21 protein-coding genes are annotated in these 19,730 nt (G+C 70.8%); 9 read left to right on the top strand and 12 right to left on the bottom strand.

Annotation, left to right across the window (positions count from 1 at the left end; genetic code table 11):
* Positions 1-297 precede the first annotated feature (297 nt).
* Complete coding sequence (locus VXC91_RS19435; protein WP_329508546.1) at positions 298-1,176, top strand: alpha/beta fold hydrolase; 879 nt, start codon at positions 298-300, stop codon at positions 1,174-1,176.
* Here VXC91_RS19435 and VXC91_RS19430 read toward each other — a convergent pair.
* Positions 1,173-2,069 carry an NYN domain-containing protein gene (locus VXC91_RS19430; RefSeq protein WP_329508545.1) on the bottom strand — a complete coding sequence of 299 codons (897 nt, stop codon included), beginning with the start codon at positions 2,067-2,069 and terminating at the stop codon, positions 1,173-1,175. The genes VXC91_RS19435 and VXC91_RS19430 overlap by 4 nt on opposite strands.
* Before the next feature lie 251 nt (positions 2,070-2,320).
* Here VXC91_RS19430 and VXC91_RS19425 point away from each other — a divergent pair, with 251 nt between their 5' ends.
* Positions 2,321-2,473, top strand: coding sequence for a hypothetical protein (locus VXC91_RS19425; protein WP_329508544.1), 153 nt, complete (start codon positions 2,321-2,323; stop codon positions 2,471-2,473).
* A gap of 92 nt (positions 2,474-2,565) precedes the next feature.
* Here the strand turns inward: VXC91_RS19425 and VXC91_RS19420 are convergent, their stop codons facing one another.
* From VXC91_RS19420 to VXC91_RS19405, 4 genes are all read right to left on the bottom strand, one after another.
* Positions 2,566-3,171: a MarC family protein gene (locus VXC91_RS19420; protein ID WP_329508543.1), complete on the bottom strand. Its 606-nt coding sequence runs from the start codon at positions 3,169-3,171 to the stop codon at positions 2,566-2,568.
* Positions 3,172-3,305: 134 nt separating this feature from the next.
* Positions 3,306-4,184, bottom strand: coding sequence for a PHP domain-containing protein (locus tag VXC91_RS19415; protein ID WP_329508542.1), 879 nt, complete (start codon positions 4,182-4,184; stop codon positions 3,306-3,308).
* Between the two features lie 116 nt (positions 4,185-4,300).
* Complete coding sequence (locus tag VXC91_RS19410) at positions 4,301-4,942, bottom strand: DUF6758 family protein (protein ID WP_329508541.1); 642 nt, start codon at positions 4,940-4,942, stop codon at positions 4,301-4,303.
* A gap of 282 nt (positions 4,943-5,224) precedes the next feature.
* The gene (locus VXC91_RS19405) at positions 5,225-5,809 is read right to left on the bottom strand and encodes a suppressor of fused domain protein (RefSeq protein ID WP_329508540.1); all 585 of its coding nucleotides are present in this window, start codon (positions 5,807-5,809) and stop codon (positions 5,225-5,227) included.
* Positions 5,810-6,325: 516 nt separating this feature from the next.
* Here VXC91_RS19405 and VXC91_RS19400 point away from each other — a divergent pair.
* Both VXC91_RS19400 and VXC91_RS19395 read left to right on the top strand, forming a co-directional pair.
* Entirely contained in the window at positions 6,326-7,441 is a 1,116-nt protein-coding gene (locus VXC91_RS19400; protein ID WP_329508539.1) for a magnesium and cobalt transport protein CorA, read from the top strand.
* 23 nt (positions 7,442-7,464) lie between these two features.
* Entirely contained in the window at positions 7,465-7,974 is a 510-nt protein-coding gene (locus VXC91_RS19395; protein ID WP_329508538.1) for a hypothetical protein, read from the top strand.
* Between the two features lie 76 nt (positions 7,975-8,050).
* Here the strand turns inward: VXC91_RS19395 and VXC91_RS19390 are convergent, their stop codons facing one another.
* Positions 8,051-8,803, bottom strand: a complete 753-nt coding sequence (locus VXC91_RS19390; protein WP_329508537.1) for a hypothetical protein — start codon at positions 8,801-8,803, stop codon at positions 8,051-8,053.
* Between the two features lie 174 nt (positions 8,804-8,977).
* On the opposite strand from VXC91_RS19390, the gene VXC91_RS19385 reads away from it, so the two are divergent.
* The 3 genes from VXC91_RS19385 to VXC91_RS19375 are packed head-to-tail and all read left to right on the top strand — an operon-like array spanning position 8,978 to position 12,000.
* Positions 8,978-10,258, top strand: a complete 1,281-nt coding sequence (locus VXC91_RS19385) for a magnesium transporter MgtE N-terminal domain-containing protein (protein WP_329508536.1) — start codon at positions 8,978-8,980, stop codon at positions 10,256-10,258.
* The gene (locus VXC91_RS19380; protein ID WP_329508535.1) at positions 10,248-10,823 is read left to right on the top strand and encodes a DUF1003 domain-containing protein; all 576 of its coding nucleotides are present in this window, start codon (positions 10,248-10,250) and stop codon (positions 10,821-10,823) included. Before VXC91_RS19385 ends, VXC91_RS19380 begins: the two co-directional genes overlap by 11 nt.
* A 43-nt stretch (positions 10,824-10,866) precedes the next feature.
* Complete coding sequence (locus tag VXC91_RS19375; RefSeq protein WP_329508534.1) at positions 10,867-12,000, top strand: Mrp/NBP35 family ATP-binding protein; 1,134 nt, start codon at positions 10,867-10,869, stop codon at positions 11,998-12,000.
* A gap of 90 nt (positions 12,001-12,090) precedes the next feature.
* Here the strand turns inward: VXC91_RS19375 and VXC91_RS19370 are convergent, their stop codons facing one another.
* The 5 genes from VXC91_RS19370 to sigE form a co-directional block, all read right to left on the bottom strand.
* A complete protein-coding gene (locus tag VXC91_RS19370; RefSeq protein ID WP_329508533.1) occupies positions 12,091-12,747 on the bottom strand; it encodes a hypothetical protein in 657 nt (218 codons plus the stop codon).
* A 243-nt stretch (positions 12,748-12,990) separates the two neighbouring features.
* On the bottom strand, positions 12,991-13,428 hold the full coding sequence (locus VXC91_RS19365; protein ID WP_329508532.1) for a sec-independent translocase: 438 nt from the start codon (positions 13,426-13,428) through the stop codon (positions 12,991-12,993).
* 199 nt (positions 13,429-13,627) lie between these two features.
* Positions 13,628-15,475, bottom strand: coding sequence for a trypsin-like peptidase domain-containing protein (locus VXC91_RS19360; protein ID WP_329508531.1), 1,848 nt, complete (start codon positions 15,473-15,475; stop codon positions 13,628-13,630).
* 139 nt (positions 15,476-15,614) lie between these two features.
* Complete coding sequence (locus tag VXC91_RS19355) at positions 15,615-16,604, bottom strand: anti-sigma factor family protein (protein ID WP_329508530.1); 990 nt, start codon at positions 16,602-16,604, stop codon at positions 15,615-15,617.
* Positions 16,601-17,314: an RNA polymerase sigma factor SigE gene (gene sigE / locus VXC91_RS19350; protein ID WP_408057418.1), complete on the bottom strand. Its 714-nt coding sequence runs from the start codon at positions 17,312-17,314 to the stop codon at positions 16,601-16,603. Before sigE ends, VXC91_RS19355 begins: the two co-directional genes overlap by 4 nt.
* A 225-nt stretch (positions 17,315-17,539) precedes the next feature.
* Between sigE and VXC91_RS19345 the strand changes: the two genes are divergently transcribed.
* Entirely contained in the window at positions 17,540-18,223 is a 684-nt protein-coding gene (locus VXC91_RS19345; RefSeq protein ID WP_329508528.1) for an O-methyltransferase, read from the top strand.
* Between the two features lie 150 nt (positions 18,224-18,373).
* Here the strand turns inward: VXC91_RS19345 and VXC91_RS19340 are convergent, their stop codons facing one another.
* Positions 18,374-18,541, bottom strand: coding sequence for a DUF3117 domain-containing protein (locus tag VXC91_RS19340; RefSeq protein WP_003966491.1), 168 nt, complete (start codon positions 18,539-18,541; stop codon positions 18,374-18,376).
* A gap of 372 nt (positions 18,542-18,913) precedes the next feature.
* Between VXC91_RS19340 and chcB the strand changes: the two genes are divergently transcribed.
* Positions 18,914-19,717, top strand: a complete 804-nt coding sequence (gene chcB / locus VXC91_RS19335) for a 2-cyclohexenylcarbonyl CoA isomerase (RefSeq protein ID WP_329508549.1) — start codon at positions 18,914-18,916, stop codon at positions 19,715-19,717.
* Positions 19,718-19,730: the final 13 nt, after the last annotated feature.

Here is a 19,730-nt window from a genome sequence, read left to right as displayed (position 1 = left end):
TGCCGCGATCCCGGCGCAGGCCGTCGAGGAGCCCGAGGTGAAGCCGCGGCGCCGTACGCGCAAGGCGGTGACCGCCGAGACGGAGATCCCGGCCCAGACGGAGGAGGCCCCCGCGAAGCCCCGACGGCGGACGCGCAAAGCCGCCGAGCCCGCCGAGGGCTGATGCGACGCCTGCTCGACGGCCCGTCACCCCATCCGGCGGGTGACGGGCCGTCGGCGTTGCCGCTCCTCGTCCGTACACCGCGATGTCACCGGGCACCGGCCGCGCCCGGCACCGGCGCCCGGTAACCTCACCGCATGAGTCGTCCCCCTGCCTTCATACCGCCCCCTGGTGTCCGGTCCCACCGACTCGGCACGGAGCGCGGGGAGTTCGCCGTGCTCGAGGCGGACGCGGTGGCGTCGGAGTTCAAGGGGACCGCGCTTCTGCTGCCCGGGTACACCGGCAGCAAAGAGGACTTCATCGCCCTGCAGCCGCTGCTCGCGGCGGCCGGGTACCGCAGCGTCGCCGTCGACGGGCGGGGCCAGTACGAGTCCCCGGGCCCCCGGGACGACGAGGCGCCGTACGCGAAGGCCGAGCTGGCACGGGACGTCCTCGCACAGGCGCACGCGGTCGGGGCACCCGTGCACCTCCTCGGTCATTCCCTCGGCGGTCAGATCGCCCGCGCCGCCGTCCTCGTCGACGCCTCCCCGTTCGTCTCGCTCACCCTGATGGCCTCCGGCCCGGCCCAGATCTCCGTCCCGCAGCAGCAGCGCGTGAAGCTGCTGCGCGACGCCCTCGCCGTGATGGACATGGCCGAGGTCTGGGAGGCCATCCAGGCCACGGAGCCGCCGGAGGACACCGACGCCGGGGACATCGACGAGGGGCTCGCCGACGGGGAGGACCTGCGCCGCCGCTGGCTCGGCAACAGTCCCGCCCAGCTCCTCGCCACCGGCCGGCAGCTCTGCGAGGAACCCGACCGCGTGACCGAGCTGGCCGCCGTCGGTCTGCCCGTGCATGTGCTGTCGGGCAGCCGTGACGACACCTGGCCCGTTCCGCTCCTGGACGAGATGGCCACCCGGCTGGGTGCCGAGCGCACCGTCGTGCCGAACGCGGAACACTCCCCCAACACGGAGCAGCCCGAACGGACGGCCCGCGCGCTCGCCGCCTTCTGGGACCGGTTCACGCAGGCGGCCTAGTACAGCCCCTGCAGGTGCTCCCAGAAGCCGTCCCGCAGGGCGCGCCGCAGGTCCGACTGGCCGCGGAGCGAGTACTGCAGCAGGCCCTCCGCCTCCACCAGCAGATCCTGGTCGACGGAGCCGGGCAGATAGGGGTGGCCGGGCAGCAGGTCCGCCAGCGTCTCCCGGCCGCGCGCCACCAGCCACTTCGCCGCGATCTGTGCGCCCACGAAGCGGACGTCCTCACGCGTGGGCCGGGTCGCGGACGTCGCCTCGTATGTCGCGGCCGTCCGCCGGGTCACGTACGGCTTGAAGAACTCGAGTTCGAGGGTGCGCTGGCTGTCGACCTCCCACAGCAGCGGCTCCGCCTGGTTGCGGCCCTCGGGCGCCTCGATGCCCCACAGATGCACCCGGGCCCCGTACCCCTGTGCCGCCTCGACCGCAGACACCAGGTCCTCGTCGCCGCCGATGAGCGCCGCGTCGCTGATGGCACGGTGCCGGGCCAGTGACTCGAGGTCGGACCTGATCAGGGAGTCGACGCCCTTCTGCTGGTTGTTGGCGTTGAGGTTGCCGAGCCGTACCTTCACGTCGGGGAGTTCGGCGATGGACTGCTGCTCGGCGGTGTGGATACGGCGCCTCGCGCCGTCGTACCAGTACACGCGCAGCAGCCTGCTGTCCGCGAAGATCGTGCGCGCCTTGTCGATGAGCGCCTCGATCATCCCCTCGGCGTCGAGGTCGAAGGCCCGGCGGTCCTCGGTCCCGGCGATCAGGCGCCCCGCGGCCGCGTACAGATAGCCGGCGTCGACGAAGATCGCATGGGTCGAGGGCGTCTTCGCCACCTCGGCGAGCATGCGCTGAAGCAACTCGTTCGTGCGGTCGATGCGGGCGCCGAGCGCCACCAGGTCGTCGTTCATACTGCCCCCATTGTCCCGGCGGTCACGCTGCGAACACAACCGGTCCCCATCAGTGCGCCGTGAACACGGTCCGCTCGCGCCCCAACCCCCTTACCCGCGAGTAATTAGGGATTCGAAAATTTTCTTTAGCGTAGGGAATGTTTGTAGCCAGCATCCCGTTGAATCCGACGAGGAACGGGGACACCGACGCTCCCCGCTCCGCTCGCCAGTAGTTCTCCTCAGGAGGATGACCAGACGAAGGGAGAAGCCCTGTGCGCTTCGAAATCATGCGACTCGACGACGTCGACGGCACCCCCGTGGACACGACCGTCGTAGACGCCGCCTCCGTCAAGCAGATCGTTCAGCAAGCCGCAGCCATCGGGCAGCGACTCTGGATCCGCCCGGCCGGCTCGTCCACGTCGTAACACTCGACTCGGGCCGATGTGATGCTTCGGAGCCCCGTACGGCAACCGTGCTGTACGGGGCTCCGCGCGTGCCCGGGGACCCTGGGGGACGGTCAGCCTCCTCGGACGACCTGGGTGACCCCGTTGATGATCTGCTGCACGGCGATCGCGGAGAGCATCATGCCGGCGAGCCGGGTCACGAGGACGACGCCGCCGTCCTTGATCACACGAATGATCACCAGCGAGTAGCGCATGACCAGCCACAGCACGACGTGGATCGTGAGGATCGCCGCCCATACCGACACCTGGGTGCCCACACTGTCGGCCTTCTGGACCGCCAGGATCACGGAGACGATCGCGCCCGGTCCGGCGAGCAGCGGCATGCCGAGCGGAACGAGTGCGACGTTGACGTCCTTGGTCTGCTTCGGTTCATCGGTCTTGCCGGTCAACAGGTCGAGGGCGATCAGCAGGAGGAGCAGTCCGCCCGCGATCATGAGCGCCGGCACCGAGACATGCAGGTAGCCGAGGATCTGATGGCCGAGCACTCCGAACACCCCGATGACGCCACCGGCCACGCAGACGGCTTGGAAGGCCATCTGCTTCTGCACCTTGGTGGGGCGCCCGGCGGTGAGGGCGAGGAAGATCGGGGTGATCCCGGGGGGATCCATGATCACGAAGAGGGTGAAGAAGAGGGAACCGAAGACGGCGACGTCGAACATGGGGACCTTGCGCAGAGGTACGGACGAGCACGCGGCGATCGGGCCGCGGCCGCTGGGGGAAGTGGGCGCCGGACAGCGCGTGAGGGCGGTGGCGCGGCGGCGGATGCCGGGCGCCTGGGCAGCGGACGACGGAACTACGGCCTGACCGGGCTCCGGCTGTGTCCACCGGTGCCCGGCACGGGGAAGGCCCCGGTGGCCCGCCGGGTGATCTCGCCGTACACCTCCGGATCGGTGGTGTACTCCCCGAGCGCACAGCTCTTGCGACTGCCGTGGTAGTCGGAGGAGCCCGTGACGAGCAGGCCCAGTTCGCCGGCGAGACCACGCAGCCGGGTCCTCGTCGCCGCGTCATGGTCCATGTGGTCGACCTCGACGCCGTCGAGCCCTGCGGCGGCGAGGTCCGCGATGGCGGACTCCGGCACGGTCCGTCCGCGCTGGGACGCGGCCGGATGCGCAAAGACGGTGACCCCGCCGGCGGCCTTCACCAACCTGATCGCCTCGAACGGGTCGGTCGCGTGCTTCTCGACGTAGGCGCGCCCGTCGTCGGCCAGCCACTTGGGCGTGAACGCGTCCGAGAAGCTGTCCACGACGCCGAGCTCGACCAGCACGGAGGCGATGTGCGGCCGCCCGACAGAGCCCTCGCCGGCGACGCGCGCCACCTGCTCCCAGGTGATCGGAACCCCCAGCTCCCGAAGCTTGGCGATCATGGCGTGGGCACGGGGGACCCGGTCGTCTCGCACCAGCTCACGCTCGGCGAGCAGACCCGGCTCCTCGGGGTCGAAGAGGTAGGCCAGCATGTGCATGCTGATGCCGTCCAGCCGGCAGGAGAGTTCGGCGCCCGTGACGAGGGTCAGCCCCTCGGGCAGTGCACGGATGGCCTCCGCATGGCCGCGGGTGGTGTCGTGGTCGGTGAGCGCGACGACGTCCAGTCCGGCGGCAGCGGCGCCCAGTACCAACTCGGCCGGGGTGTCCGTACCGTCGGAGGCGGTGGAGTGGGTGTGCAGGTCGATGCGCACGACACGGACTCCAAGCGATGACGGGACGAGGGGACGCTCAAGGATAACGGGCTTCCGAAGTCCCCTGTCACACCCGCAGCAGGGATGCGCCCCCTACGCCCGGCGCGCCTCGTACGTCATGGTGCGATCAGGCGCGGCGACAGCGCCCCGATCGGCAGCAGGTCCACTTCCGCACCCGCGTCCCGGAGGTCGGTCAGCACCAGTTCGTCGTACATCAGCATGCCCGTCTGCTCGGGCCAGACGACCGCCCACAGCCACAGGCCACGCGCCTCGCCCGCGAAGACCGCACGGTCGTCGGGCGTGCCCGTGACGTGCCACAGCGGAGTGGGGCGGCCGGCGGCCAGCACCTTGGCCTGGGGCGGCTTCTCGACGTTCAGGTACGGGCCCGGGTCCGGGCCGTCGATGCCCGCGTACCACGCGCCGAGCCCGACACCCAGCTCCTCGGCGACGAGGATCAGCTCCCCCATGCCGCCGAGCGGCCCGGGGCCCGAGCAGGCCACGGCCGTCGCACGCCCCCCACTGCGGTCGTCACCCGCACAGGCCACACCCGTGAACAGCCAGCCCACCGGCAGCGGCCACGGCATCCACACCGGCACCTGAGCTCGGTGCACCACGACGCCGAGGGCCTCGACGCTGGGCGGGATCACGGGCTGCAGCGGATGCACGTTGCCATGCACATCGCACTGCCAGGAGTCGGCAAAGAGTCCGGGAGCCCTGACCCGGCCACCACACTTCGGGCAACTGGGTTCGCCCCTCATAGGGCCCCACGGTCCTCCCCGACCCGCGCCGCGTCAAGGACGATCACCCGTCCGGCGTGTGCCCCGCACACCTGCTTCACCGGAGAGAGGCAGATGTAGGTTGCATTGTCTCCGCCTTCTTCTACAGCTACACGTTGGCGCGGTCGTGGTGTTCGTACGGCGCAACGCCCTCATTCACACGGCGCAGGAGCTGCAGTCGCGGCACGCGAGCGAGGACAGTGTCGCCGTGTTCGCCGACTGAGCGCCGGTCGAGGCCGGTTGGTGAGCTTGCTCACTCCCCGGTCAGTCCAACGGAACGGACCTGCGGGACGGATCCCGCAGGTCGGTTCCGTTCGTCAGCCAGCGCTCCTGGAGCGCCTGGGCGCCGTGCACCCGCTTCCAGGCAGCCTCGTTCGGGGTCATCGGCAGCAGCGGCAGGAACCGTACGGGGTCGAGGGGCTCGTCCAGTTCCAGATCCTCGACCAGGCCGCCCGGCTCGGCGACCAGCACCGAGGTGAAGGGGGCGCCCGGCCACAGGGGTTCACCCACGTCCAGCGAGGCGCCGGGGGCCACGACCACGCCCTCGACCTGCGGAGACGCGGCGAGCACCGCCAGCGGGCGCAGCACCTTGTCGGTGTCGGCGAGGCCGCCGCGCACGGAGAGGACGAGTTCGGCGCGGGGGCCCTCGACAGGGTCGGCGAGCGTCGCCGTGGGGTCCGCCATCGGCCGTACGGACATGCCGAGTGTGGCGTAGCGGAGGATGTCCCCCTCGCGGAAGCGCAGCACCTCGACGCGGTCCGTGCCCAGGAAGGTGACCGCGGCACGGGCGTCCGGCTCGCCGAGCGCGGTACGCAGCCGGGCCTCGACCAGAGCGAGAACATCAACCATGCGGCGAGCATAGAACTCGTCAGTACCAGGCAAAGCGGCGCCTTGACACTTCAGTCGGCTGATACTCTTGCTCGGTGGTTCCGGGCAGCACGCAGTAGCGTCGCGATCGAGTCCCGACACCCTGAGACTCCCCTACGGGGGATGGATCGTCCCTCACCAGGGACCGGCCGGAGGAGGTGGGGCTGTCATGGATCGAAGTCGACCGTGCAGTACCACCCGCTCTTCCGGCCGCTGATGCAGCTGCTCTGGCTGACCGCCACCTCTCACCTGCGCGCCGTGTCCGTGCGGACCTCCCCCGGGGGGACCCGCTCCGGATCCCCCGGTGCACCGCGGAAGAGCACTTCGTTTCGTTTTGCCTGATCTGTCTGATCTGAATCAGTAGCAAAATCCGCCAACGCGATGGTGCGGTGCTCCCCGCTTTGTGGACGTGCCAAACATCCGCACTCAGGACGTCCCCATTCCGGGCAGTTCCACCCGTCGTCAGCGGCTTTGTTGCTCGTTGCGAAGGAGCCTGCCATGTCGATGATCCGTGACCTGCGCGCCGCGGTCCGCCCGTCCCGCCCGTCCCTGCGCAAGGACAGCGGCACATACGACACCACGCGCGATCCCGCCACGCCGTCCTGCGTCGTGGACTGCGCCGTCTACCGCGACGGCGTGCGCATCGAGACACCGAAGCCGCTGTCCCCGCACGAGGCGATGCGTCAGGTGCGCCGTGACGGAGGCTTCGTGTGGATCGGCCTGCACGAGCCGACCGAAGCCGAATTCTCGGGTATCGCAAGCGAGTTCGGGCTGCACCCCCTGGCGGTCGAGGACGCGGTGCAGGCACACCAGCGCCCCAAGCTGGAGCGGTACGACGACTCCCTCTTCGCCGTCTTCAAGACCATCCACTACGTCGACCACGACCAGCTGACCGCCAACAGTGAGGTCGTCGAGACCGGCGAGGTCATGTGCTTCACCGGGCGGGACTTCTTCATCACCGTCCGGCACGGCGGCCAGGGCTCGCTGCGGACGCTGCGGCACCGCCTGCAGGACGACCCCGAGTTGCTCGCCAAGGGTCCCTCGGCCGTGCTGCACGCGATCGCCGACCACGTCGTCGACGGGTACATCGCCGTGGCCGACGCGATGCAGGTCGACATCGACGAGGTGGAGACGGAGGTGTTCTCGCCGGGGAGGAAGGGGACGCCCCGGGGTACGGACGCCGGCCGCATCTACCAACTCAAGCGTGAGGTGCTGGAGTTCAAGCGGGCGGTGGCGCCGCTCATGCGGCCGATGGTGCTGCTCAGCGAGCGGCCGATGCGGCTGGTCGACCCGGACATCCAGAAGTACTTCCGCGATGTCGCCGACCACCTCGCCCGGGTCCACGAGCAGGTGGTGGGCTTCGACGAGCTACTGAACTCGATCCTCCAGGCCAACCTGGCGCAGGCGTCCGTGGCGCAGAACGAGGACATGCGCAAGATCACGGCGTGGGCGGCGATCATCGCCGTGCCGACGATGGTGTGCGGCGTGTACGGCATGAACTTCAGATACATGCCCGAACTGCACTGGAAGTACGGCTACCCAGTGATCATGAGCGTCACGGTGGCCATCTGTCTGGGCATCCACCGCACGCTGAAGCGGAACGGCTGGCTGTGACCCCGCCCCACTAGGCTGGGCGCATGACAAGCGAGCTGCTCGACCGGGCCCTCGTCGAGGAGGCCACGAAGAAGTCCGGGCTCATCTGGGTCCAGGGCGCGATGCCCGCGCCCGCACGGGCGCTGTGGCACGTGTGGCACGAGGGTGCGGCCTGCGTGGTGGGCGACGGCCCCGGCGAGCAGCCGCTGCCCGGTCTGGCCGACGGCCAGGGCGCGCTCGTCACGGTGCGCAGCAAGGACAAGGGGGGCCGCATCGTCACCTGGCCCGCGAAAGTGGTCGAGGTGACGCCGGGGTCGCCGGAGTGGGAGAGCGCCGTCGCCGAACTGAAGGGCAAGCGGCTGAACGCACCCGACGGCGAGGAGATGCCGGAGCGGTGGCGCCGGGAATGCCGGGTACTGCGCCTGGTGCCCGACGGTCCGACGGTGCCGCTGCCGGAGGCGTCACTCGCGGCCCCACCGCCCCCGACGCCGGCGACGACCCGCCATCCGATCCCGGCGGCGCTGCCCCGGCTGCTGCGCCGCAAGCGGCGGTAACCGCCGCGGGCCGGCTCCCGGTCCGCGGCGCTCGGCCACGGCGCCCGCGGCGCGACGCCCGGCCGGCCCCCGCGTCTCAGGACGACGGCAGCTGCTTCCCGTAGTCCACGGTCTCCGCCTTCGGCGGCTCGGCCAAGGGGAAGTCCTTCCCCCAGTCCGACATGCGGAGCGTCCCCGCGTTGCCGGCACGGACCAGGCGCAGCGGATACGGGGCTCCCTCCAGGGAGACGTCCAGCGTGCCGCCGGAGCCCTTGTCGCCGGCGATCCGGATCGTGCGGACCCCGTCCTGCTTGTGGTGGCCGTCCGTCCCCAGCGAACCGTGCAGTGTGAGAAGCCCGTCCAGCAGCACGTCCTTGTCGGTGAACCCGCTGAAGCGCTTGTAGGCCGGGTCCCCCGTCGGCACCTTCACGTACTTCCCCTCGAGCTTGTTCGCCGCGGCCGCCGAATCCCCGCCGCCGTCCGCCCCCTCCTGGTTCCAGAACGCGGCATCCGCCTTCAGGAACAGGTGCCGGCCCACCCGCAGCACCTTGAACGTCCCGCTCTTGGAGGTGACCGACCCGATGCCCCCGTCGTCCTTCAGCCGCATGTCCAGGGTGTAGGTGCTGCCGTTGCTGACCACGGTCCCGGACAGCCGCAGCGCCGAGGTCGACTCCGCCGCCGTACGCGTCCGGGACTGGATCGTGTCGGCCGGCAGCTTGCCCACCCCGTTCGTCCCGGCGTCCGGGTCGCCGCTGCCGCATCCCGCGAGCCCCGTCCCCGTCACAACCAGCGCACAGATCGCCCTCACCAGTGCGGCCCTGCGGCCACGGCCCTGGGGAATTGCAGTCACGGATGGGGCTGCCTCTCATGCGTGAGTCGTCTTCGGCGTACGGCAGAGTACCTGTGCCCGAGATGCCCCCCGGAGCCAGTCCGTCCGCCCCTCTTGCCAGGGCATATCGCATCGGGACGGGCTAGCCTGAAGCCCACGCGAGCGGACAAAACGGCTGGAACAGGAGGCGCGGGCATGGCCGCAGGTGCCCCTCGCATCTTCGTTTCGCACCTGGCCGGCGTCGCCGTCTTCGACCCCAACGGCGACCAGGTGGGACGCGTGCGCGACCTCGTCGTCATGCTGCGTGTCGGCCGGCGTCCCCCGCGTCTGCTCGGCCTGGTGGTCGAGCTGACCACCCGTCGCCGAATCTTCCTGCCCATGACCCGGGTCACCGGCATCGAATCGAGCCAGATCATCACCACCGGCGTGCTGAACGTGCGCCGCTTCGAACAACGGCCCACCGAGCGGCTCGCCTTCGGGGAACTGCTCGACCGCCGCGTCCGGCTCATCGAGACCGACGAGGAGGTCACCGTCCTCGACCTCTCCGTGCACCAGCTGCCGGCCCGCCGGGAGTGGGAGGTCGACAAGGCATTCGTCCGCAAGGGCCGGGCGGGAACGTTCCGGCGCAGCAGGGGCGAGACACTCACGGTCGAGTGGTCCGCCGTCACCGGGTTCTCCCTGGAGGAGCAGGGGCAGGGCGCCGAGAACCTGCTGGCCACCTTCGAGCAGCTGCGGCCCGCCGATCTCGCCAACGTTCTGCATCACCTGTCCGCCAAGCGACGCGCAGAGGTGGCCGCCGCCCTGGACGACGACCGACTCGCCGACGTCCTCGAGCAGCTGCCTGAGGACGACCAGATCGAGATCCTCGGCAAGCTGAAGGAGGAGCGCGCCGCGGACGTCCTGGAGGCGATGGACCCGGACGACGCGGCCGACCTGCTCGCCGAACTGCCGGAGGACGAGAAGGAGCGGCTGCTGGGCCTCATGCAGCCCGACGACGCGGCCGACATGCGCCGTCTGATGGCGTACGAGGAGAGGACCGCGGGCGGCCTGATGACCACGGAGCCGATCGTGCTGCGGCCCGACGCCACCATCGCCGACGCCCTCGCCCGGGTCCGCAACCCCGACCTGTCCCCCGCGCTCGCCGCCCAGGTGTACGTCTGCCGCCCGCCGGACGAGACGCCGACCGGCAAGTATCTGGGGACCGTCCACTTCCAGCGGCTGTTGCGCGATCCGCCCTACACGCTCGTCAGCTCGATCCTGGACGACGCCCTCCAGCCTCTGGCGCCCGACGCACCCCTGCCTGTGGTGGCCGGCTTCTTCGCGACCTACGACATGGTGGCGGCGCCTGTCGTGGACGAGGCCCGCTCACTGCTCGGCGTGGTGACCGTGGACGACGTACTGGACCACATGCTCCCGGAGGACTGGCGCGAGACGGAGTTCCACCTGATCGACGAGGGGGCCGCCCATGGTTCCTGACCGCGAGAAGATCCCCTCCGGCGCGACCGCAGCCTCCCGCTCCCGCACCCGGCTCGACCAGCCGCAGCCCAGGCGCACCCGCGTCCTGCCCGAGTGGGACCCGGAGGCCTTCGGCCGCCTCTCGGAACGGATCGCGCGCTTCCTGGGCACCGGGCGGTTCATCGTCTGGATGACGGTCGTCGTCATCATCTGGCTGGTGTGGAACGTCACCGCCCCGCACTATCTGCGCTTCGACCCGTACCCGTTCATCTTCCTGACCCTGATGCTGTCCCTGCAGGCCTCCTACGCCGCCCCGCTGATCCTGCTGGCGCAGAACCGTCAGTCCGACCGCGACCGGGTCAACCTGGAGCAGGACCGCAAACAGAACGAGCGGTCGATCGCGGACACCGAGTACCTGACCCGGGAGGTCGCCTCGCTGCGCACGGGCCTCGGCGAGGTCGCCACCCGTGACTGGATCCGCTCCGAACTCCAGGACTTCGTGAAGGACCTGGACGGGCAGCGGCCCGACGGTCACCGCGTATTCCCGGCGGAACGGGGCCATGGACGTGACGTAGACGACCGCTGACCGGGCGTTCCGAGGCCCCACCGGGCGCCGTACCATCGTGGTTATGGCTACGGAAGACGCGGTGCGCGAGGCACTGGCCACAGTGAACGACCCGGAGATCCAGCGACCCATCACCGAACTGGGGATGGTCAAATCGGTGGAGATCGGCGCGGACGGAGCGGTCGCGATCACCGTGTACCTGACAGTCTCCGGCTGCCCCATGCGCGACACGATCACGCAGCGCGTCACGGAGGCGGTCTCCCGTGTCGAGGGTGTCACTCGGGTGGACGTCGCGCTCGACGTGATGAGCGACGAGCAGCGCCGCGAGCTGGCGACCGCGTTGCGCGGGGGCCAGGCAGAGCGTGAGATCCCCTTCGCCAAGCCGGGCTCGCTCACCCGTGTGTATGCGGTGGCGTCCGGCAAGGGCGGCGTCGGCAAGTCCTCGGTGACGGTGAACCTGGCGGCCGCGATGGCGGCCGACGGCCTGAAGGTAGGCGTCGTGGACGCCGACATCTACGGCCACAGCGTGCCGCGCATGCTGGGCGCCGACGGCCGTCCGACCCAGGTCGAGAACATGATCATGCCGCCGCAGGCGAACGGCGTGAAGGTCATCTCGATCGGCATGTTCACCCCGGGCAACGCGCCGGTGGTCTGGCGCGGCCCCATGCTGCACCGAGCGCTCCAGCAGTTCCTCGCGGACGTGTTCTGGGGTGACCTGGACGTGCTGCTGCTCGACCTCCCGCCGGGCACGGGCGACATCGCGATCTCGGTGGCGCAGCTGGTCCCGAACGCGGAGATCCTGGTGGTCACCACCCCGCAGCAGGCGGCGGCGGAGGTGGCGGAGCGGGCGGGCTCCATCGCCGTCCAGACCCACCAGAAGATCGTCGGGGTGGTCGAGAACATGTCCGGTCTGCCCTGCCCGCACTGCGGCGAGATGGTGGACGTCTTCGGCACGGGCGGCGGCCAGGTGGTCGCCGACGGCCTCACCCGCACGACGGGGGCCACGGTCCCGGTCCTCGGCTCCATCCCCATCGACGTCCGTCTCCGCGAGGGCGGCGACGAGGGCAAGCCGGTGGTCCTGACCGATCCGGACTCTCAGGCAGGCGCGGCCCTGCGCGCGATCGCGGGCAAGCTGGGCGGGCGCCAGCGGGGCCTGGCGGGCATGTCGCTGGGGATCACCCCGAGGAACAAGTTCTAGGGCCGCTCGGCCGATCGGGTCGTTCCGAGTCCCGTACACCGATGGGGGCGCCGTCCGAGCCGGACGGCGCCCCCATCGGTGTCGTCCCGGCTACCTGTAGGCCGCGATGTCCTTGACCACGGCGAAGCCCAGCCCGTACGCGCTCATCCCTCTGCCGTAGCCGCCCACGTGCACCCCCGCCTGCGTCGAACCGGCCAGCACCCAGCCGAACGCGGACTCGCGGTAGTAGAAGGACGTGGGGACGCCGTCCACAGGCAGCGACAGGGTGGACCAGGCAGGGCCGAACAGGTCGTCCGCGAGGGCCCACGCCGTCTCGGTCTGCTGGTCGAGCCAGTCGTCCCGCAGGCCGTGGTCCAGCTGCCCGGGCCAGGTGAACGACAGCAGCCCCACGCCCGCGAGCCAGGCCGCGGAGGAGACCGACGTGGCCTCCAGCAGGCCGGTGCCGTCCGGGCTGTGACGCACCGGGTTGGCGGCGACGGTGACCACGACCGCGAACCGCTCCTTGTCCTCGGTCGCCTCGCTGCGCACGGAGGGCTCTTCGCCATGTCCGATCGATCCGTGCTCCACGGCACCGTCGGCCGCGGCGCCCACCTGCATCAGCCAGCGCGGACCCGTGAACGCCTCGTCGAGGCCGTACCAGGGGAAGGACGCCTGGAGATACCCGTCGACCGCGCGTCGTGCGAGGGGAAGCTGTTGTCCGCCCTCCGCGGCCGGCGCCTGTGTGCCCACCCGACTCGTCGTCTCCATCTGCCCGGACGCCTCCTTGCTCTCGTCGGACCCGAGCGGCCCGCCCCCCACGGGCGTCCTGGCTCCGAAATCGGTCCGCACAACAACTGGGCAGCATAGCCACACCAGTCCGAACAGCAGGAGAACGCCCGGCGCGTACGGCCCTTTGGGCGTCGCGACAGGGCCGTGCACACGCCGATGGCCGTATGGCCTGCGTCACATCACCACGGGGGTCTCAGCCCGCCGAGGACGTGTGTGAACGGCTCAGGTGGCGTCCGCGTCGAAGGGCGGGCGCTCGTCGGGGTCGGTCTTCTCGGGCTTCTTCGTCATGTCGACGGAACCGGACGAGGAGGGGGTCGAGGAGGACGAGGATTCCGACTCCCGGCTGTGGACCGCGTCCGTGATCTCGGCCATTTCCTTCTTGAGGTCGAAGCCGTTGCGGATCTCCTTGAGCCCCAGGTCGTCGTTCTCCATCTGCTTGCGGATGAACGTCTTGGGGTTGAGGTCCTCGAACTCGAAGTCCTTGAACTCCGGGCCCAGCTCGCTCCGGATGTCCTCCTTGGCGCTCTCGGAGAACTCCCGGATCTTGCGGATGGTGCGGGTGACGTCCTGGATCATCTTCGGGAGCTTGTCCGGACCGAAGACGAGCACGGCAAGGACAACGAGCGTCACCAACTCGAGCGGTCCTATGTCATTGAACACCTGAAGCTCCTTGCGATGTCCTCGGTCCTCGGCACTCGGTGGTCTCTGCGGATCTTCCGTGGTCCGGGCCGGATCCACGGTACCCGGCGTTCCCGTCGTACCGGTACCGTCCCCGCACCCTGACCGCGTGTACACGGCGGGTTTTCCGGGATGTTTGCCATGTGGGACGCATTTCGGACGCGTCTGTGTGAGGTTGGTGTCAGTTGCCGCCCGCGGAACCGAGGACGAGCGTGATGGTCCGCTTCCTGCCGTCGCGGACGACGGTGAGTGCAAGTCGGTCGCCAGGGCGGTGGGTGCGCGCCTTGACGATGAGTTCCTCGCCGGAGTGGATGCGTACGCCGTCCACCCTGGTGATGACGTCGCCGGGCTCGATGCCGGCCTTGTCCCCGGGGCCGCCGGCGGTGACGGCGGGGCGGCCACTCGCGTTTCCGGTGCCGACCCGGGCGCCGTCCCCCGCGTAGTTCATGTCGAGCGTGACGCCGATGACGGGGTGGGTGGCCCGGCCGGTGTTGATCAGCTCCTCGGCGACGCGCTTGGCCTGGTTGACCGGGATGGCGAAGGCGAGCCCGATGGAGCCCGCGTGACCGCCCTGTTCGGATCCGTTGCCGGCCGACTGGATGGCCGAGTTGATGCCGACGACCCGGCCCTTGGAATCGAGAAGCGGGCCGCCCGAGTTGCCCGGGTTGATGGGGGCGTCGGTCTGCAGGGCGTCGACGTACGACACATCGCTCCCGTCGCCCTTCTCGCCGCCGGCCGTGATGGGGCGCTCCTTGGCGCTGATGATCCCGGAGGTGACGGTGCCGGCGAGGTCGAAGGGGGCTCCGATGGCGACCACCGGATCGCCGACCTGGACGTTGTCGGAGTTGCCGAGGGGCATGGGCCTCAGCCCGCGCACACCGCTGACCTCGACGACGGCGAGGTCGTAGCCGGCGTCCCGGCCGACGACGGTCGCCTTGGCGGTCTCGCCCCCGTTGAACGTCACGCTTATCCGACCGCCCGCTCCGGCGGGTTGGACGACGTGGTTGTTGGTGAGGATGTGTCCGCGATCGTCGAGGACGAACCCGGTGCCGGTGCCCTCGGCGTCGGCGCCGTTGACATGCAGGGTGACGACGCTGGGGAGCGCCCGCGCGGCGATGCCGGCGACGCTGTCCGAGGCGCGCCCCGTGGGCTCCGGGCCGGCCTGCGGCAGCCGGACGTCCCCGGCTCCGCCGCCGCGCTCGAGCGCGGCGCCGACGACACCACCGGCCCCGCCTGCCACGAGTGCGAGCAGCACGGCGCCGAGCGCCGGCGTCCTCCCACGCCGTCCGCGCCGCTGTTCGTGGCCGGCGGCCGGGACGCCGTTGAACTGGAAGGGCGCCTGGGGTGCCCAAGGGTCGTAGTTCTGCCAGGCCGTGCTGTACAGTGCGGGGTCCGGTGGGAGTGCCGACCGGGACGCGAACTCGGCCGGCACCGGCGCGGGCGCCGGAGACACCGATGCGGCGCCCTGTGCCGCAACCGGCGCGGGCACCGCCCCGTGCGCGGCCGTGCCCGCCGACTGCGCCGGGTGCTGGACCGGCGGGGCGGGGGCCCAGGGACCCGGTTCGCCGTAGGGCGGGGTGCCGTAGGGATCAGGAGCGTGCAGGGGTTCGGGGCGGTCGGCTGGAGCTGTGCGTGCGCTGCCGGCCGGATCCGGGGCGGCCCTGTCGGGGGTGTCCTGCCCCACGGAACCGGCGGTCACGTCGTCAAAGGGCCCGGGCCGCGCCTCGTCGTGGTCGTCCCTGTCCTCGCGCCGCACCGCGGCGGGGCGTTGCAGCTCGAAGTCCCCTTCGGCGTCGGCACTCTCCCGTGCATGCGCACCGAGGGGCCGGCTCAGCTCGTAGTCACCGTCGCCGCCGCCCTTCGGTGCCGCGTCGGAGTCCGCCGGGTGCTCCGCCCGGGCCGGCGACCCACCGGCCACCCCGGCGGACGGCTCGCGCCCCGACACGCCCGGGGCCGCCTCGGCGCCGTCATGTACCTCGGGTACCCGCGCCTCGGCTTCCCCTGAAGGGACCGGCTTCCCCTCGTTCATGCTCTCCTCACACCCGGTCCGTTGCACGGCGGCACCGGCGGTCGCGGCTCGATCGTCGATTCCGCGCCCGGAAGCATCGCCTGAGCGCGGCCACTCCGGATTCAACCAGCTTCCCCGGCGAGCCGCGCAGATGTCGCGTTCAGTGGGCGATGCGCGAGGAAGGGGTGGGGGACGAGGAGACGGACGAGGTCGGCACCGGGGCCGCCGGCAGCCCGGGAGCCATGATCCCGGGAGCGGCCGGCCAGGAGCTCAGCATGACCGGTGCGGTCTCGCCGAGTGGACGTATGAGCGGGGACATCGCGGCGGCCCCGGCAACCACGGGCGCGGTCAGGGCACTCATCTCCGAGGTGTCCTGCACTCCCGGCGGGGGGACTCCGGGCAGCAACGGGGCCGAGGCCTCCGTGGACGCGGGTGTCCGGTCGAGCGTGCGCTGCCCGAGCAGCGGGGTCCAGGATCGCCGGCGCTGGGTCTCGGGCGTCGTGGCTCCGCTCGCGCCCGGCGAACGCATCGGGGTCAGATCGCTTCCGCTGCCCGAGCCCCCGCGCGCCTCCACGCCCGCGGCGGTCGTGATGCCCGTGGAGACACCGCCGAGCGCGATGGCGGCCAGCGAGACGGCACCCGCGGCGGCGAACGCGAACCGCAGCCCGCGTGATGCCGAACGCTCGGCGTCGGGGCGGCCCACCTGGTGGATGCGGAAGCCGCCGTCCCCTGAGAGGGCGCTGTCGTCGGAGGGGGAGAGCGCCGTGGCGTGGGGCCCGGAGGGAACATACGCGAAGGGCTCCGCCCTCACTCCGAAGGCGCCTGGGGCCGAGGGCAGCCCCGTGGCGGACGGGAGCCTTCGGCCGAATCCTCCCCCGCCGAGCGGCGTGCCACCGCCGTCGACGTCACCTCCCCCGGGCAGATCCTGCAGGCGGGCCAGGAAGCTCTCCGACGGGGGCGGGGGGGCCGCCTCGGCGAAGACGTTCTTCAGCCGGCGCTGCGCGTCCGCTTCGGCCTTGCACTTCGCGCATGTGGCCAGATGGGCCAGCACGCGCTCACGCGTGTCATGACCGAGCTCCCCGTCGATGAGGGCGGAAAGACGGTCTCCCAGGTGCTGTTCTGCCTGTGTCGGGCGACGGGATCCACTCACGCGCTCGCGCCCCCTCCCCCCAGCGCGGGTACGCGGGGCACGAAGGAACGGCGCTCGGCGCGGGCCTCGGGCGAACGGTGCGCCAGGGCCTTGCGCAGCTGGGAGCGGCCACGGTGGATACGGGAGCGGACCGTGCCGAGCTTGACGCCCAGGGTCGCGGCGATCTCCTCGTACGACAGTCCTTCGATGTCGCACAGGACGACAGCCGCGCGGAACTCCGGGGCGAGCGTGTCCAGGGCCTGCTGGACGTCCGCGTCGAAGTGCGCGTCGTGGAAGACCTGCTGCGGAGTGGGCTCACGGCTGGCCAGCCGCTCGGCCGCGTCCTCGCCCAGCGCGTCGAAACGGATGCGCTGCTTGCGGCGGACCATGTCCAGGAACAGATTCGTCGTGATGCGGTGCAGCCAGCCCTCGAAGGTGCCGGGCGTGTACGTCGACAGGGAGCGGAAGACCCGGACGAAGACCTCCTGGGTGAGGTCCTCGGCGTCGTGCTGGTTTCCGGTCAGGCGGTACGCCAGCCGGTAGACCCGGCCGCTGTGCGTGCTGACGATCTCCTCCCAGGTGGGCGGAGTCCACGCCTGCGAGTCCGCGTCGGTGGCGAAAGTCGCGGTCTGCGCGGTGTCGGAAGCGTGGTGGGTGTCAGCGATGTCGGTCACGGATTTCGGCTCACCCGACGACCTGAGGAGGCGCCGTAGCACCCCTCCCCGATCCATGGGCGCAGCCGCACCTCCCCTGTCGGCTCTGGTGGTGTCCAGTGGAGCCCCTACCATAGCCACCTCGTCCGTTAGCTCCGGATAAGCGGTTTTGCGAGAGATTGATGTGAGCTGATGCGGCTGGGTCATCACTTGCTCGGCGTCCGGTTCCATCCGTTTGCCCCCGTCTTTCCCCCGCTGCCCTTCCCACCCTTGTAAACGCCCGGTCCCATCTGCGTGTTCCCGGTGGCAACGGATACAGTCACGCCCAGGCAATCACGGGGACAGGAGAGGGTCATTACCGGCAACCGGCAGACGAGCTGGGCGTTCGCCGACGCCTATGTCGCCGAGGACGACGCGCTGCGCTGGGCCCGGGACCGGGCCCGTGAAGCGGGGTTGCGCTCGGTGTCGCCCGGCACGGGCGCCGCGCTGGGAATGCTCGCCGCCACCGTGGACGCCAAGGCGGTGGCGGAGATCGGGACCGGCTGCGGCGTCTCCGGGATCCATCTGCTCCACGGCATGCGGCCGGACGGGGTGCTGACGACGGTGGACCCGGAGCCGGAGCACCAGCAGTTCGCCCGGCAGGCCTTCCGCGCCTGTGGCTTCGCGAGCAACCGCGCCCGGATCATTCCGGGGCGCGCCCTCGACGTGCTGCCCCGGCTCGCGGACGCCGGCTACGACCTCGTCTTCTGCGACGGCGACCGGCTCGAGGTCCTCGACTACCTCGCTGAATCGTTGCGTCTGCTGCGTCCGGGCGGGCTCGTCGTCTTCGAGGGTGTCTTCGCCAACGGGCGCACGGTGGGCTCGGGCCCCCAGCCCACCGAGGTCCTGCGGCTGCGGGAACTGCTGCGCGCGGTGCGCGAGAGCCCGGACCTGATGCCCTCGCTGCTGCCGGTGGGCGACGGGCTGCTGTGCGCGGTCAAGCGCTGAACGCACGGACCGCGGGAGCATTCGCGTACCCGGCCGGCGGACGGGACCAGCCCGTATCCCCCAAAGGGACGGGGACCCCGCCCCTGGAAGACAGCGACCCCGGCACCGCGTACGATGCCGGGGCGGCTGAAAACCGGGGTCGCTTGCGCGTCAGCCGACAACCTTCTTGAGGGCGTCGCCGAGCGCGTCGGCCTCGTCAGGGGTCAGCTCGACGACGAGCCGACCGCCGCCTTCGAGCGGAACGCGCATGACGATGCCCCGCCCCTCCTTGGTCACCTCGAGCGGGCCGTCGCCCGTCCGCGGCTTCATGGCCGCCATGCTCGTTCCCCTTCCTGAAACCAGCTCATCGTCAGCCGACGGCCCATCGAAGGGCAGGCAGCCCTTCGCAGGCCACGCGACACCGGCATCGAACACATTGCTTCCCCGCCATTATCCCGCATCGCAGGACCCGATGACCAACATCAGTCGGCATCGCTTGGGCAACACGCGCGAGCAAAACCACTCAATTCGGCGATGTGGCTGTAATACTTCGCTCCCGCACCGGCATCCGCGTCCCGGACGCGGACGGGAATTCTTTGACGCAGGTCACACGACCGTTCCGTTCCTTGGACGATGATCTCCGCCATGCTGTCCTTCGACGCAGGGCGTACCGACCGGTACGACGGAGCCGCGACACCGGAGGGGACCACCATGGCCGACACCGTGCTCTACGAGGTGAGCGACGGGCTCGCGACGATCACGCTGAACCGTCCCGAGGCGATGAACGCACTGAACATCGCGACCAAGGCCGCCCTCAGGGACGCGGCACAGGAGGCGTCGGCCGACGAGGCCGTGCGCGCGATCCTCCTCACCGCCGCCGGGGACCGTGCCTTCTGCGTGGGACAGGATCTGAAGGAGCACATCGGGCTGCTCCAGGCCCAGGACTCCGGCTCCGACACCGGGGTGATGAGCACCGTACGGGAGCACTACAACCCCATCGTGCGGGCGCTGACCGGAGCGGCGAAACCCGTGGTCGCCGCGGTGAACGGGGTCGCGGCCGGGGCCGGCTTCGGTTTCGCCCTCGCCGCGGACTACCGGATCGTCGCGGACACGGCGGCCTTCAACACGTCGTTCGCCGGGGTCGCGCTCACCGCGGACTCCGGGATCGCCTGGTCGCTGCCGCGTGTCGTCGGCCCCTCCCGCGCCGCGGACCTGCTGCTCTTCCCGCGGAGCATCAGCGCCCAGCAGGCGTACGAGTGGGGCATCGCGAACCGGCTGGTGCCCGCCGCCGAACTGCGCGCGGAGGCGGAGAAGGTGGCCCGCTCGCTGGCCGAGGGGCCCACACTCGCCTATGCGGCGCTGAAGGAGTCCGTCGCCTTCGGTCTCTCCCACTCCCTCGAGGAGACCCTCGAGAAGGAGGACGAACTGCAGAGCCGCGCGGGAGCGTCGGAGGACCACACCATCGCGGTGCGGGCGTTCGTCGGCAAGGAGAAGCCGAAGTACGTGGGCCGCTGAGGGCGGCTGCCCG

The organism is Streptomyces chiangmaiensis (assembly GCF_036281785.1).
Lineage (GTDB): Bacteria > Actinomycetota > Actinomycetes > Streptomycetales > Streptomycetaceae > Streptomyces > Streptomyces chiangmaiensis.
The sequence above is the reverse complement of the archived record's forward strand: the minus strand, read 5'-3'. Positions and strand labels throughout refer to the sequence as shown.